The sequence below is a fragment of the Roseobacter sp. genome (genome assembly GCF_045106495.1).
In the GTDB taxonomy this organism is placed as follows: Bacteria; Pseudomonadota; Alphaproteobacteria; order Rhodobacterales; family Rhodobacteraceae; genus Roseobacter.
Genome location: NZ_JBGCEQ010000025.1, coordinates 12,328 through 26,109, shown reverse-complemented (window position 1 = coordinate 26,109; position 13,782 = coordinate 12,328). Strand labels below are relative to the sequence as shown.

Sequence of the window (13,782 nt, the reverse complement as noted above, 5' to 3'; positions counted from 1 at the left end):
TGTTTAGTCCCCGGTTTGAGTTGAAATCAAGCCCGAATACCCAAATTTCTCTAAAACTCGTTTTAGGTTAGCAAATTCAAAAATTCACAAAGTGTTGCAGGTACCAGTAAACCAGTGCGTACACGGTGACTTTAAGCGATACATAGCTCTGAAAATTCAGTTGCGATTGGGTCAGATGTCTTTTCCCAAGGGGGCAAGCGGTCCACCTTGCTCAAGCAAAAATCGCTCTGAAAGCCATGGGTTCAATTCGAGTGCTGATTGCAATTGTTCGCGCGCTTCATTTGTGCGACCAAGGTTCATCAAAGTCAGTGCGCGCCCGGATTGCGCGGCCACATGCAAAGGCGAAAGGTCCAACGCCCTATCCAAGTCAATCAACGCGTCTTCATAATTTTCGCGCAAAAAATGAATGTAGGCCCGCTGATTGAACCCTTCGGCATAGGTCGGACAGTAGTCAATCAAGGTCGAAAACTGGTCCAGAGCCCCTACAAAATCAAAAACTTCGCGATTTCTCATACCCCTATCCAGCACCTCTTGCGCCGCCGCATCAGGCGCACGCAACCAGACTTGCCACATCTTATTGGAGACTTCTCGACCGGCCATATCATTTGACGCGGCGCGGGCTTCTTCAAAGAGGCTATCCAATTCGGGCCCGTAGTCTACTGGCTCAGGGCAGGCCGCCAACAGCGGGATCGCAAGAAACGAGAACAAAACAGTGAGGATTTTCATAGCCGGAAATGTGGCATGGTTGTCGCTCTGGTCAAGTGGTCTCTGCCAACATCGTCTCCTTCACGGCTTCCATCGCAACATAAGTTGACGTACCGGCGACGTGCGGCAACATGGAAATCGTTTCGCCAAGGAACTGGCGATATCGTGACATATCCCGAGTGCGGACTTTCAGAAGATAGTCGAAATTCCCGGCAATCATGTGAGCTTGTTCGATCTCTGGTACTTTGGCGATTGCCGAGTTGAACGCCCTCAGGGCGCTTTCTCGTGTATCCTGAAGCCGCACTTCCACAAAAGCGACGTGATCAAGCCCGAGTTGTATGGGATCCAGCAAAGCCCTATAGCCAATGATCACACCTGACTGTTCCAGTCGGCGCAAGCGCGCCTGAGTCGGTGACTTGGACAGCCCGATGCGTTTTGCCAAGTCAGTAATACTGATGCGGCCGTCCTCGGCCAGGACTGCCAGAATTGCCCGATCAAAACGATCAAGTTGCATTTGTTCTTTTTGACCATTTTCGGCATCCATCTTGACCATATTGTCCTCCAGGCCCTCAATTTTCAGCCTTTATGACCGTAATTACATGAGTATTCCAAGATAAATTATTGAGGACTATGACATAACCTGTGGTCTTGAGTTTCTAGTTGATGAGGTAAGGACGGCCTAAACAGCGATCCGAACACTGGCCGCGCGAATTTTATAGGCTGGTCAGAAGCTATTGTTACCATATGCAAGGGCTTCAGCATGCGTGTTTGGCTTTAGCGATAGCACTACGACCCGAGACCAAAGGAGATCGCATCCACTACTATTGGGAGCGGACACCAGCGAACCGTTGTTGCCAAAGTTCTCGTTCTTCATCTGTAACCTTTGCAAAAAGAACCTCGGGAACGGAAAAAACATGGCCCGGCTGTAGTCGTGACATGAATGTCGACATGTCTTTTGGCCATTCTGCTTGTTGCACATGGAGGCCGCCCAAGATGGACGCACTAGCATCTGGCAAAAACGGAGCAGAAAGCACACCATAGAGATGCGCCAAATTCAGACCAACCCGGGTTTGCATTGCAGCTTTTTCGGGATCCGTCTTGATCGTGCTCCAAGGCGCGACCGTCTGAAGATACTCGTTGCCTAGGACCCAAATCGCGCGCAACTCTTGTGCCGATTTTCTGACTTCAATCTCCTCCATTAGTCTTTCATAACGTGCACAACGCTCGGAAAGTTCTTTGATAAGAGCAATTTCTTCGGCACCCAATTCGCCACCTTCAGGGACTGCTTCGCCAAATTTCGACCGACAGAACTTGGTGATACGACTGATGAAATTCCCAAGCACGTCAGCGAGATCTTTGTTCACTGAAGTTTGAAAATTCTCCCACGTAAACTCGGAATCGCTGCTTTCCGGCGCATGGCTCAGAAGCCACCAACGCCAGTAATCAGCCGGTAGCAATTCCAAAGCCTGATCCATAAAGATGCCGCGGCCCTGTGACGTGGAGAATTGCCCGCCATCATAGTTGAGGTAATTGAACGATTTCAGGTGATCGACCATTTTCCAGGGTTCACCGGAGCCAATCAACGTAGCAGGGAAGCTGAGCGTATGAAAGGGCACGTTGTCCTTGCCCATGAACTGCGTATAGCGCACGTCATCCGCACCCTTGTCGACGCGCCACCATCTTTGCCAATCGGTTTCCGCTTTGCCATGCGCGTCGGCCCATTCACGCGCGCAGGCGATGTATTCAATGGGTGCATCAAACCAGACGTAAAACACCTTCTCTTCCATGCCAGGCCAGACCTCGTCGCCCTTGCGCACCGGAATGCCCCAATCGAGATCTCTCGTGATGCCCCGGTCACGCAGACCGTCGCCATCATGCAGCCATTTCTTTGCGATGGAGGTGGTCAGAACTGGCCAATCGGTTTTACTGTCAATCCATTGATCCAGTTCATCTTTCAGGGACGATTGCCTCAGATAAAGGTGTTTCGTCTCGCGCACTTCAAGATCAGTAGACCCGGAAACAGCCGACCGGGCATCTATCAGATCAGTCGGTTCCAGCTGCTTTGTGCAGTTTTCACACTGATCTCCCCGCGCTTTGTCATACCCACAGTTAGGGCAGGTGCCTTCGATATAGCGGTCAGGCAAAAAACGACCGTCTTCATTGGAATAGACCTGTCTTTCACTGACTTCTGTGATCAGACCGGCATCGGCCAGACGGCCTGCAAAATGCTGGGTGAGCGCGTGGTTTTGCCGGCTGGAAGATCGGCCAAAGTGGTCAAAGGACAGGCGAAACCCCTGCGCGATCTTTGCCTGGACCGTATGCATTTCAGCGCAGTATTCCGCTACTGGCTTCCCGGCTTTGGCGGCGGCAAGTTCGGCTGGCGTACCGTGTTCGTCCGTCGCACAAAGAAACAGTACTTCGTGGCCGCGAGCACGCATGTAGCGCGCAAACAAATCTGCCGGCAATTGGCTGCCTATCAGATTGCCAAGATGTTTGATCCCGTTGATGTAGGGAATGGCGGATGTGATTAGATGGCGCGCCATGGCAAAGCCTCTCAAAATACTGGTGACCGGGCTATCTCCTAGCGCAGCTTTACGACAAGAGCCACGGTGAATCCTTTCGTTGCGTAGGATAACGCTCACTTACGGGGTTTTGTTCGGCTCCACCCGATCAAGCGACCGATGGTGAATGACGTGCGCGGGGAATAGATGTAACGGGTCCGATCAACAGGAGACGCGCGCACGCGCATTCGCATCAGGCCAAAGGCGACAAGTAAAAAATGCCCCGCCGCAAGCATCATAAAAAGCGCTTGCGGGCCGTAGGTTTCGATCAGGAGCGACGCGGCATAGGGGGCGGCGATTGCACCCAACGCAAAGTAGAACATCAGCGCGGCAGAGAGTTCAACGCGTTCATCGTCACTGGCAAAATCATGTGCATGCGCCGCGGCGACAGAGTAAATTGGGAAAGTTGTGAGGCCAAACAGCCCGGCAGTCAGCATGATGCCTAAGGTGCCGAGTTCAGCTGCAAAAATCGTCATGGCCGAACTGAAAATAGCCGCAACGGACAACCATATTAGAACCCACCGGCGGTCGTATTTATCTGCGATCCATCCAACCGGAATTTGTGCGAGCGCGCCGCCGAAGACAAATGCCGTCAGGAAGTAGGCGATCTGATCATTTGTTAGTCCAACCTCGGTGCCATAAACCGGTCCAACCATTCGAAAGGATGCGCTTGACAGGGCCGCCACCAAAACCGCTGCCGCGGCAAGGGGCGATTTGGTATGAGCCAGACTGGGTCGCAAACGCGGTGAAGCTGGTGTTTCGGGTTGGCGCACTGTGGTGAGCGTCAGGGGAATGAGGGCGGCACAGCACAAGATCGCAAGCAGGTTGTAGGAGACGTAAGATGCAGGTGCCAGAAACCCGATCATCATCTGCGCCGCCATGGACCCTGTCATGTCGACGACACGGTAAACACCCATTGTGCGACCACGGGTCTCATTTGTAACCTTCGCCTGCAACCAGGCTTCGATCACTGTATAGCACCCAGCAACACACATCCCCGACGCAACCCGCATAAGAGCCCAAGCATAGGCGTCGATCAAGAGCATATGGCTCATCAATCCGATGGCGCCTGCGGCCGTGAAGGCCGCGAAGGCACGAGAATGCCCAACGCTTCCCATCAAGCGGGGCGCCCACCAACAACCAATGAAAAACCCAAGAAAATGCGCCGATCCCAGAAGACCTATTTCTTGTTTTGTGAAACCGAGCGTCAGACCTGACAACACATCCAATGGCCCGACACCGCCGGACGACAGTTGGAGCAACAACACGGATAAAAAGAGAGCGGCAAAGGAAATAAGAAGGCGCATGTCAACGCAATCCATATCTCAATGTGTGCAGTGGCCTATCGGTTATTCGACAAAGCGCGTCGTTTTTAGCTACGGGCGCGAATTTCTGCAGAAATGTCCAGCCGAACCGTGTCATCTACAAGCTTTGGATAGCCGTTAGCGCCGAATGCCGCCCGGCTCAGCGCGCCCGTCAGGCGGATGTTCAGCACAGACAGATCATTGGCGGCCGTGCCTGCGGGGCGGGTAAGCTCTGCGGCCAGACGCAAGGGGCGTGTGACGCCGCGCAGTGTCAGATTGCCATCAATCTCGGCGCCTTCCGAAATGCGGCCCGCTTGACCCAGAATGATGCGCGTCGAGGTGTAGCGCACGATGGGATGGGTCTCGGCATCGAGGACCGATGGGCTAAGCAGAGCTTGCGTGACAAAAAGCACACCGGCTTTTGCCTGGCGGATGTCAGTTGTGACGTCAGCGCTTGAGGCTGCAAGATTTCTGGTGTTCACCCGAATATCAGCCGTTTTTATTGGTACCGTGCCGGTTTGCGAATTCCCGCTGAGATCAAAAATGAAGGAAACGCTGGATCGCTCAGCAAGCAGATCATAGGGTGTTGTGGCGGCCAGTCCTGCGGTTGCCAAACTGGCCAGACCGGTTGAAAGCAGGAGACGTCTTGAGATCATGAGCGGCATGAGTAGGTTTGTCCTTTGGGTTACCTTCAAGATAGATCTCTACAGGGACTTTCCAATCGGGTCACGCGGGTTTGATCTTGGGGAGCATGTCCGCTTGGGGGCGATGAATATCCCAGCTCTGCCGAGGGGCGGTGCGTGCGCGCAGACGTTCCAGCCGCCATCCCTCGGGACCTTGGGCATGGGCCGGGGCGAGGTGCCAACGCGTTTCCACCCCGGCAGCGCCACCAGCGCCTGGGGTCAGCAGCAATCCTAAAGGCGCGTATCTGCCTTCGGTTGCACCGGTTTCCGCAGCCAGATGCATCCGACGCACCTGCGTGAGCCCCGGCAGGCCGGGCAGGTCCGCGACCGCCAAGGACACAGCCCCGGCGCGCAGGATCTCTTCCATCGTCCACAAGACGTCTTCGGGGCGGCGGGGATGTACAAAGATCAGACGCGCGGGATCGATCCAACTGGCAACACCATCACAATGCAATTCTTCGCGCACCCAGGACGGTGCGACCCAGATCACCGGACCTTGGGTTTGCGCCGCAAGCCAAAGCGCCAGTGTCCGCCGCGCCGCGCCGCAAGCTTCATGCACGCGGGCATGCGCCAGAGCCAGATCTGGCGTTGAGGGTAACAGGGCCAAGGTAGGCCCGGTGCGTTGTGGACGTCGGGTCAGGAGAGGGTGAGGCGCAGGCATTTCAAAAGCATATAATGTTCTATATTTGTTCTCAATGCTGATTTCCTGTTTTTACACCATTTTCGCTTTAAAGCCGCTTGCAGAGACGACGGGGCAAGTTACTGTGCGCCAGAAGAAAAGGGGAATGCAGCATGAAGATGAACAAGCTTGGGCGTACAAACATCGAAGTATCGGAGTACTGTCTGGGTTCAATGACCTGGGGCACACAAAACACCGCCGAAGAGGCCCATGCTCAGATTGACCGCGCGTTGGATGCGGGCGTCAATTTCATCGACACAGCCGAGATGTACCCGGTCAATCCGGTCAGTGCCGAAACCATCGGGCGCACCGAGCGGATCATTGGCTTGTGGTTGGAACGCGACATGCGTCGTGCAGACGTGATTTTGGCAACAAAACACTCCGGTGAAGGATTGGCTGCAGTGCGGGATGGCGCACCTATTTCGTCAGATACCATTGCTGAGGCAATCGAAGGCTCCCTGCGTCGTCTCAAGACGGAATACATCGATCTCTACCAATTTCACTGGCCCAATCGCGGCAGTTACATGTTTCGCAAGAACTGGACTTACGACCCTTCGGGACAGCTGATGCTCGACACGCAACAGCACATGGAAGACGCTTTGGGCGCTTTGCAAAAAGAAGTGAAACGCGGCACAATCCGCGCCTTTGGCCTGAGTAATGAAAGCGCATGGGGCACGACAAAATGGCTGGAAGTGGCCGAACGTGTGGGCGGGCCCCGTGTTGTCTCCGTGCAGAACGAATACTCGCTGCTCTGCCGCCTCTATGACACTGATATGGCCGAGATGAGCCTGCAGGAAGAAGTTCAACTGCTGGCGTTTTCGCCACTCGCAGCCGGACTGCTGACAGGCAAGTATCAAGATGGCAAAATCCCCGCCAAATCGCGCATGACCCTGAGCCCTGAGTTGGGTGGGCGCAAAAACGACCGCGCTTTTGACGCTGTGGCAGCCTATTTCGACATTGCCAAACGCCATGGGCTCGACCCGGCGCAAATGGCATTGGCTTGGTGCGCGACCCGGCCTTTCATGGGCTCGATCATATTTGGTGCCACGACAATGGCGCAATTAGAAACCTGCCTGGGGGCGGCTGATATTACGTTGAGCGCAGAGGTTTTGACGGAGATTGACGCAGCACATCGGCAACATCCGATGCCGTACTAACAACTGCCAATTCGGACCTGCGTTGGCGTGCCGACGTGTTGAATCTCTGGCGATAGGCGCGGGCAAACCCGGACTGCGAACCGAACCCGGTGATCAGCGCAACATCTTGAAGGGGCAAGGTGGTCTGGGTCACCAGCCGGTCGGCTTCAGCCAACCGCAACGAAAGGTAGTGCGACTGAGGCGTGGTCCCCAATCTCTTTTGAAACTGAAGTTGCAAGGCACGCAAACTAAGACCCAGACGTCGAGCGATTGTTGCCACCGGGACCGGGGGCTCGAGGTTGCGTTGCATTATGTCCTGCGCGCGAGCTGTTACCGAGGAATGGTCTTTGCGTGCCACATGCCGGATTTGAGGTCGCGTTGGTGGTCGCGCAGCGTCATAAATGAAACTACCTGCCACGCGATCTGAAAGCGACGTGCCATGGTAGCGCGCAATCAGATGCAACATCATCTCAATGGCAGGCGCGGCGCCGCCACTGGTCAGACGTGTGTCGTCATCCACGAAACGGGCGTCAACGGTTGTGACAGCATCAAATAGCTGGCCAAACCTGTCCAGATCTTCCCAATGGGTGGTGGCAAGATGGCCATCCAGCAAACCGGATTGCGCCATAACCCATGGGCCGCCATCAACACCTGCAATCTGACGTGCGCTCTTTGCCAGTCGGCGCAAACTGGCACGCAACCGAGGTGTGACCTGAGGTTCGACGTTAAACCCGGCAACGATAATGAGCAGATCGCAGGCAGAGACCTGATGCAGAGGGGCTGAGGGCACGCTCAAACCACTGGTCAGAGTGACATCCTGGTCAGAGGGAGTGGCAAACTGCCAATTGAAAACCGGCAAGCCAGCTTGGCGATTGGCGGCGCGCATCGGATCAACCGCCGCCGCAAAGGAAAGCGTATTTGTTTCATCAAGCACCAAGATGATGGTCTGGATTATTTTTGCGCGTTTCATAAAGTTTGCTTCGCATTTCGAAAAGTCGTGTTGCATTTTTTGCGGCATCTTCACACCGATGACAAGGGAGAGACATTATGCCGCTAACCATGAGCAAAGAGGTTTTTATCACCTGCGCAGTGACAGGATCTGGCGGCACGCAGGACCGCAGCCCTCATGTGCCTCGGTCACCCCAACAGATCGCGGATAGCGCAATTGCTGCCGCCAAGGCTGGCGCGGCCATAGTGCACTGTCACGTGCGTGACCCGGAAACGGGCGCACCCAGTCGGGATCTTGATTACTACCATGAAGTGACAGATCGAATTCGCGACGCCGATGTGGATGTCGTTCTCAACCTGACCGCAGGCATGGGCGGTGACATCGTGTTTGGGGACACCGAAAACCCACTACCGCTGCTGTCTGCGGGCACAGATATGATCGGCGCCAGTGAACGGGTGGCGCATGTTGCCGCGTGTGTTCCGGAGATTTGCACGCTGGATTGCGGCACCATGAATTTTGCCGAATCCGATTACGTGATGACAAATACACCGGGCATGTTGACCGCCATGGGGCGCATGATGACAGACCTTGGCGTCAAACCCGAGATCGAGGCATTTGACACCGGTCATTTATGGTATGCCAAGCAGCTTGTTGCCGAAGGAGTCCTGGAAGCCCCGGCACTGGTACAACTTTGTATGGGCGTGCCATGGGGGGCACCCAATGATCTCAACACCTTCATGGCGATGGTGAACAATGTACCCCCTGACTGGACGTTTTCGGCCTTTTCATTGGGACGTGACCAAATGGCCTATGTGGCCGCTGCCGTTTTGGCGGGGGGGCACGTGCGGGTCGGGTTGGAGGATAACCTTTGGCTGGACAAAGGTGTTCTGGCCGAAAACTGGCAACTGGTCGAACGGGCAGGGACCATCGTGGAGAACATGGGCGCCAAACTGATGGGCGCCGCCGCCGTCCGCGAAAAACTGGGGCTCATCAAACGAGCGCCCGGAACATGAAGATAAATCATGATGCGCCTGCGATTGCGGAGAATTTGCGCGCTCAGTCGCGCGCGTGGATGATGGCGGGTGCGTGTTTGAGTGTGCTCGGTGCATGCGCGCCGTTCGGTTCATCCGAGAACGAATCCTACCGCGACATCAATGCAGCAATTGGGGCCACAACGCGTTTTGACGCTGAACGGTTTGCCGGCGATTGGTTTGTCGTTGCAAGCTTTGACCCTGTCCCCAAAGGGGCGGTCACTTTTGCCTACAATCCAGAGCCACAAACTCTTGCCTTGTCCAGTGAGATCATTCCCGACCGCATAGGGACATACGAGATTGCAAGCGCTGGCGTCCTGAAAAACAACGACAACCCTGCCAGATCATTGATTGTCATGTGGGTGGATGAAGGGTTCCGCACCGCGGCCCTTGGCACAGCACTCGGCGATTTTGGCGTCATCCTGAACAGGCAAGAAGAGGCTCCGGCAGATCGCTTGCAAGCGTCGCGGGATGTATTGGATTTTTACGGCTGGGATATCAGCAAGCTGAAGGAAACGAAGCCATGACACAAACAGCGGCGATAATTGGCGGAGGCGTAATCGGCGGAGGATGGGCCGCACGTTTTTTGTTGAATGGTTGGAACGTTCGGATCTTTGACCCGGATCCGCAGGCTGCGCGGAAAATAAACGATGTCCTGACCAATGCGCGTCGATCCTTGCCGGGACTGTTGGATGTCGCATTGCCTAAGGAGGGGCAGATAAGCTTTCACGATGAAATCACCCAAGCCGTGGAAGGCGCGGTTTGGATTCAGGAGAGTGTCCCCGAAAGAATTGACATTAAACGCAGAACGCTCGCGGAGATTCAGGACACTTGCAACCCTGCTGCTGTGATCGGGTCTTCGACCTCTGGTTTCAAACCCTCCGAGCTACAACAAGATGCCAAGCGCGGCTCTCAGATCATGGTGTGCCATCCGTTCAATCCCGTTTACCTGCTGCCACTGGTCGAGGTGGTTACAACGGAAGAAAACGATGCCCAAATCACAGAGTCTGCGAAGGACCTTCTGACTGGCATTGGCATGCATCCGTTGCATCTGAAAAAAGAAATCGATGCACATGTAGCAGATCGATTTTTGGAAGCCGTTTGGCGGGAAGCACTTTGGTTGGTCAAAGACGGCATCGCCACGACGGAAGAAATCGACAACGCGATCCGCTACGGGTTTGGCTTGCGTTGGGCGCAAATGGGGCTGTTTGAAACCTACCGGGTGGCAGGGGGCGAAGCGGGGATGAAACACTTCATGGCGCAGTTTGGTCCGGCCTTGAAGTGGCCCTGGACAAAACTGATGGATGTGCCGGAATTGACCGATGAGCTGATCGACCTGATCGCTGGACAATCCGATGCACAATCGGGGCATTTTTCCATCAGGGAACTGGAGCGTATCCGTGACTCCAACCTAGTCGCCATGATGCGTGCCTTGAAATCGCAGGATGCCGGCGCGGGTGCATTGCTTGCGGCTCAAGAACAATCCCTGCGGGCAAACTCGGAACTGGGTCAGGTGGCTGCTGATATCGTTGATCCATCCTTGCCGATTTTAACGCTTCGCCGTTGCGTTCCGTTGGACTGGACCGACTACAATGGACATATGAACGAAGCGAAGTACCTTCAGGCTTTTGGCGATGCTACAGATCGCTTCATGGCTCTGGTGGGTTGTGACGCGGCCTATATTGCGACGGGCGGCAGCTATTTCACGGCGGAGACACATATCCGGCACATTGACGAGGTGCATGCTGGCGTTCTGATCGAGGTGCGCACGCGGGTTCTCGGCGGAGGCGGCAAAAAAATGCATATCTGGCACGAGATGTACGACGGAGACAGGTTGCTGGCGACAGGCGAACATTTTCTGTTGCATGTGAACCTGAAGACGCGCCGCCCCTGCGATGCCAGTACGGCGATAGATGCAGCGCTACGTCGGTTCGTGGAAGCACAAGCTCACCTGCCCTTACCCACGGGGGCAGGAAGGAGCATTGGTGCACCCAGATGAAAAGGAATTGACCGGCTGGTGATCTTTCAGATGTCGCGACGGAGGCACTCACCACGCAAAATTCAATTTATGACGGCCCTGACGTTTGTGATTTTTCTGTATGTCTGCACGTGTATCGTAAAGACGGACCCGGCCAATATCAGACATCGCATTTGAGTTGTTAGCGCTCAAGTGCCCATCACTTTGGGTCAGTATTTGCGCTCCCGAACATGGTTTGGGCCGATACTTTCTGGCCTGTCTGCGGGCGAATGCCATCCGTTCGTTGCATAAAAGATCCCGCGTCGAGCTGCTAAAGAAGGCCACTAGGGTAAATTGGATCATCGATGGGTCACGCAGCTGATCCAAAGCCACCGTCCCGGACTAAGAAAGGATCACTGGCGGCGTCTCTCAATATACTGCAAGAGAGGGCATGTCTTTTCCAGTTTTCGATCTTTGGGTTCTCGTGACCTTTGCTGCAGCAACTTTTCAAACGCTGCGTTTCATGCTGCAAAAAATATTGGTGACGGCTACGCTTTCGTCGACAGGTACCACGTTTGCACGGTTTTTCTATTCTGCTCCGTTGGTCGCCTTCTTGGTTGGCGTTTATATGTGGTATGCCGACAAAAGCTTGCCGCCCCTAACGCCGCAGTTCTGGGCATTTGCACTCGTTGGCGGTGTCGCGCAGGTCGTCGCTACCATCTGCGTCGTTACGCTCTTCAAATCCCGGAATTTCATTGTTGGCGTGACATTAATGAAAACCGAGGTGATCTTGTCCGTGATCGTCGGTTTGATTTTGCTGGGCGAAGGCGTGAGTTGGCCTGCCTTTGGTGCCATTGCATTGGGACTTATCGGTGTTTTGCTTTTGTCCACGCCACCAGAGATCAAAGGTTGGCGATGGCAAGACACCTGGAACCGCGGCGTGGGCCTCGGACTTGCGTCGGGTCTGCTGTTTTCCATCTCGGCGGTTTGTTACCGTGGGGCTTCGTTGCAATTGGCCGTTGACGATCCCTTGCTGCGTGCCGGTGTGACCCTGGCGGTGGTAACCGGATCACAGATGTTGGGTATGGGTCTTTGGCTGTATTGGCGGGATGCGGCGCAAATCGCCGCCGTTTGGCGGGCGCGTCGCGTAGCCGTATGGATTGGTTTGCTATCGATGGGAGGGTCTTACGGCTGGTTTTTGGCCTTCACCCTGCAAACAGCAGCCTATGTGAAAGCGGTGGGCCAAGTCGAACTGGTACTCAGTTTGTTAGCAACCGTGCTGTTCTTTCGCGAAATTCCCAGCCGCCGAGAACTGGCAGGCGTTCTTGTGCTGTGCATATCCATTCTTACGCTTGTCTTGTTGATTTAAGACCCGTTGCGCGTGTTGATTTATCCCCACATCGGGAAAACAAATGTCAAGATGGCATGGGATCTCCGCGCAAGCGCAAAAACAGACTTTTTTCATCATTGTTTTTGAAAAATGGAACGCTGTCAGGAGCCGCGTTATTCTCCAGCCGCGCTTCGATTTCGGCCAGTACAACTTCAGTTATGAACGGCATGTCAAAGGCGCGGGCCTGATGCAGAGACACCCATTGCAAGTGTGATAACTCGTCGGACGCTGCAGAGAAATCGTCAAGGTCAGATGACAGGTTTTCGGCATCGACCAGAAAAAACCGAGCATCAAAGCGTCGTGGGCGGCCGGGCGGCGTCAAGGCGCGAAAAACAAATTGCATGTCTGACGCATCAGGTTGGTGGCCTGTGGCCGCAAAGCTTTGCCAATCCGCAGGTACAGGTGTCGACCAAATGCCCGGCCTACCAAGCACCATCCCGGTTTCCTCCCAAAGCTCGCGGATTGCCGCGACGCTGAGCGCATGTGAGATATCTGTGGCGGAATCTTCAGTCAGCCGTGTCGCACAAGGCTCTGAAAGGCGCGCAACCAAATGTATGTGGGCGTCTTCCACATCCACTGCGCCGCCGGGAAACACAAATTTGTTTGGCATGAAGGCGGCTTTGGCTCCACGTTGCCCCATCAGTATGCGTGGATTGCTGTTTCGATCGCGCAAGACAATCACGGTTGCCGCATCCCGGATAGCCGATTTGTCGATTGGTTTTACATTTGTCATGTCGCAGCTCTTTTCATCGACGGGGCCGCGTGTGTTTCAGCTGGCCTGACCAAATCCGCCCATTCGGCGCGCCCATTGATACCCGACAATGGCTCCTTTCAACCGTGGCAGAAGATAAAGCGACAGTCCAACACAGCCAACCGCAAAAACAGTAAAAAGCGTTAAAGGTTCCGGCCGCCATGTGACAAAGGCAAAATGCAAAAGCGGCGCCATGAGGTGACCCACCAGCAAGATTGTCAAATAGGCCGGGCCATCGTCCGCCCGATGATGGAACAATTCCTCACCACACACGGAACAGGTATCATTGACCTTGAGGTACGATTTGAGCAAAGGCCCACTGCCACAATGGGGGCATTTGCGGCGCCAACCGCGTATCATTGCCGCTTTCGCGGAACGGTCTTCAATCTGATCCGCGCTGGTTGCCGGCGCATGGATCATTCCCGTGTTGTCTTGCGTCGCATCGGCCATGGCACATTCCTTTGTCTTGATGCTTCTTGCGCCTTTACGGGCGCAAATGAAAGCGATGCAACTGTCGCTGCGGCGTGATGTCGCTGAAATTATCTCAAACAATTGCGACGGAAATGCGCGGAAGCTGCGTTGAACAGATGTCCCGCCCGAAAAACGGGCTGCGGAAAATATAACGATTGAGGAAAA

General features: G+C 54.8%; 14 protein-coding genes. 5 read left to right on the top strand and 9 right to left on the bottom strand.

Features of this window, described 5'->3' with window-relative positions; genetic code table 11:
* Window positions 1-171 precede the first annotated feature (171 nt).
* The 6 genes from AB8B75_RS16180 to AB8B75_RS16155 all read right to left on the bottom strand — a co-directional run bounded on the left by AB8B75_RS16180 (window position 172) and on the right by AB8B75_RS16155 (window position 5,914).
* The gene (locus AB8B75_RS16180; RefSeq protein ID WP_405363782.1) at window positions 172-726 is read right to left on the bottom strand and encodes a tetratricopeptide repeat protein; all 555 of its coding nucleotides are present in this window, start codon (window positions 724-726) and stop codon (window positions 172-174) included.
* 31 nt (window positions 727-757) lie between these two features.
* Window positions 758-1,258 (bottom strand): Lrp/AsnC family transcriptional regulator, encoded by a 501-nt coding sequence (locus tag AB8B75_RS16175; protein WP_405363781.1) that lies wholly within the window; start codon window positions 1,256-1,258, stop codon window positions 758-760.
* Between the two features lie 268 nt (window positions 1,259-1,526).
* A complete protein-coding gene (metG, locus tag AB8B75_RS16170; RefSeq protein WP_405363779.1) occupies window positions 1,527-3,248 on the bottom strand; it encodes a methionine--tRNA ligase in 1,722 nt (573 codons plus the stop codon).
* A gap of 95 nt (window positions 3,249-3,343) precedes the next feature.
* Window positions 3,344-4,573, bottom strand: coding sequence for an MFS transporter (locus AB8B75_RS16165; protein WP_405363777.1), 1,230 nt, complete (start codon window positions 4,571-4,573; stop codon window positions 3,344-3,346).
* Between the two features lie 65 nt (window positions 4,574-4,638).
* Complete coding sequence (locus tag AB8B75_RS16160) at window positions 4,639-5,235, bottom strand: YceI family protein (RefSeq protein ID WP_405363776.1); 597 nt, start codon at window positions 5,233-5,235, stop codon at window positions 4,639-4,641.
* A 61-nt stretch (window positions 5,236-5,296) separates the two neighbouring features.
* A complete protein-coding gene (locus AB8B75_RS16155; protein WP_405363775.1) occupies window positions 5,297-5,914 on the bottom strand; it encodes an ImuA family protein in 618 nt (205 codons plus the stop codon).
* Window positions 5,915-6,045: 131 nt separating this feature from the next.
* On the opposite strand from AB8B75_RS16155, the gene AB8B75_RS16150 reads away from it, so the two are divergent.
* Window positions 6,046-7,089: an aldo/keto reductase gene (locus tag AB8B75_RS16150; protein ID WP_405363773.1), complete on the top strand. Its 1,044-nt coding sequence runs from the start codon at window positions 6,046-6,048 to the stop codon at window positions 7,087-7,089.
* On the opposite strand, the gene AB8B75_RS16145 is transcribed toward AB8B75_RS16150, so the two are convergent.
* Window positions 7,022-8,038 (bottom strand): GlxA family transcriptional regulator, encoded by a 1,017-nt coding sequence (locus AB8B75_RS16145; protein ID WP_405363772.1) that lies wholly within the window; start codon window positions 8,036-8,038, stop codon window positions 7,022-7,024. The genes AB8B75_RS16150 and AB8B75_RS16145 overlap by 68 nt on opposite strands.
* 77 nt (window positions 8,039-8,115) lie before the next feature.
* On the opposite strand from AB8B75_RS16145, the gene AB8B75_RS16140 reads away from it, so the two are divergent.
* From AB8B75_RS16140 to AB8B75_RS16125, 4 genes are all read left to right on the top strand, one after another.
* Complete coding sequence (locus AB8B75_RS16140) at window positions 8,116-9,030, top strand: 3-keto-5-aminohexanoate cleavage protein (RefSeq protein WP_405363770.1); 915 nt, start codon at window positions 8,116-8,118, stop codon at window positions 9,028-9,030.
* Window positions 9,027-9,575, top strand: a complete 549-nt coding sequence (locus AB8B75_RS16135; RefSeq protein WP_405363768.1) for a hypothetical protein — start codon at window positions 9,027-9,029, stop codon at window positions 9,573-9,575. Before AB8B75_RS16140 ends, AB8B75_RS16135 begins: the two co-directional genes overlap by 4 nt.
* Window positions 9,572-11,047: a carnitine 3-dehydrogenase gene (locus AB8B75_RS16130; protein WP_405363766.1), complete on the top strand. Its 1,476-nt coding sequence runs from the start codon at window positions 9,572-9,574 to the stop codon at window positions 11,045-11,047. Before AB8B75_RS16135 ends, AB8B75_RS16130 begins: the two co-directional genes overlap by 4 nt.
* 409 nt (window positions 11,048-11,456) lie before the next feature.
* Window positions 11,457-12,374: an EamA/RhaT family transporter gene (locus AB8B75_RS16125; protein ID WP_405363765.1), complete on the top strand. Its 918-nt coding sequence runs from the start codon at window positions 11,457-11,459 to the stop codon at window positions 12,372-12,374.
* Between the two features lie 46 nt (window positions 12,375-12,420).
* Here AB8B75_RS16125 and AB8B75_RS16120 read toward each other — a convergent pair whose 3' ends face one another.
* Together AB8B75_RS16120 and AB8B75_RS16115 are read right to left on the bottom strand one after the other, a co-directional pair.
* Window positions 12,421-13,128, bottom strand: a complete 708-nt coding sequence (locus AB8B75_RS16120; protein WP_405363763.1) for an NUDIX hydrolase — start codon at window positions 13,126-13,128, stop codon at window positions 12,421-12,423.
* A 36-nt stretch (window positions 13,129-13,164) separates the two neighbouring features.
* The gene (locus AB8B75_RS16115) at window positions 13,165-13,566 is read right to left on the bottom strand and encodes a DUF983 domain-containing protein (protein ID WP_405363838.1); all 402 of its coding nucleotides are present in this window, start codon (window positions 13,564-13,566) and stop codon (window positions 13,165-13,167) included.
* Window positions 13,567-13,782 lie beyond the last annotated feature (216 nt).

Coding starts and splice junctions, on each gene's coding strand:
- AB8B75_RS16125 (WP_405363765.1), top strand. CDS start 11,457: ATGTCTTTTCCAGTTTTCGATCTTTGGGTTCTCGTGACCTTTGCTGCA.
- AB8B75_RS16150 (WP_405363773.1), top strand. CDS start 6,046: ATGAAGATGAACAAGCTTGGGCGTACAAACATCGAAGTATCGGAGTAC.
- AB8B75_RS16160 (WP_405363776.1), bottom strand. CDS start 5,235: ATGCCGCTCATGATCTCAAGACGTCTCCTGCTTTCAACCGGTCTGGCC.
- AB8B75_RS16145 (WP_405363772.1), bottom strand. CDS start 8,038: ATGAAACGCGCAAAAATAATCCAGACCATCATCTTGGTGCTTGATGAA.
- AB8B75_RS16130 (WP_405363766.1), top strand. CDS start 9,572: ATGACACAAACAGCGGCGATAATTGGCGGAGGCGTAATCGGCGGAGGA.
- AB8B75_RS16165 (WP_405363777.1), bottom strand. CDS start 4,573: ATGCGCCTTCTTATTTCCTTTGCCGCTCTCTTTTTATCCGTGTTGTTG.
- AB8B75_RS16180 (WP_405363782.1), bottom strand. CDS start 726: ATGAAAATCCTCACTGTTTTGTTCTCGTTTCTTGCGATCCCGCTGTTG.
- AB8B75_RS16140 (WP_405363770.1), top strand. CDS start 8,116: ATGCCGCTAACCATGAGCAAAGAGGTTTTTATCACCTGCGCAGTGACA.
- metG (WP_405363779.1), bottom strand. CDS start 3,248: ATGGCGCGCCATCTAATCACATCCGCCATTCCCTACATCAACGGGATC.
- AB8B75_RS16155 (WP_405363775.1), bottom strand. CDS start 5,914: ATGCCTGCGCCTCACCCTCTCCTGACCCGACGTCCACAACGCACCGGG.
- AB8B75_RS16135 (WP_405363768.1), top strand. CDS start 9,027: ATGAAGATAAATCATGATGCGCCTGCGATTGCGGAGAATTTGCGCGCT.
- AB8B75_RS16175 (WP_405363781.1), bottom strand. CDS start 1,258: ATGGTCAAGATGGATGCCGAAAATGGTCAAAAAGAACAAATGCAACTT.
- AB8B75_RS16120 (WP_405363763.1), bottom strand. CDS start 13,128: ATGACAAATGTAAAACCAATCGACAAATCGGCTATCCGGGATGCGGCA.
- AB8B75_RS16115 (WP_405363838.1), bottom strand. CDS start 13,566: ATGATCCATGCGCCGGCAACCAGCGCGGATCAGATTGAAGACCGTTCC.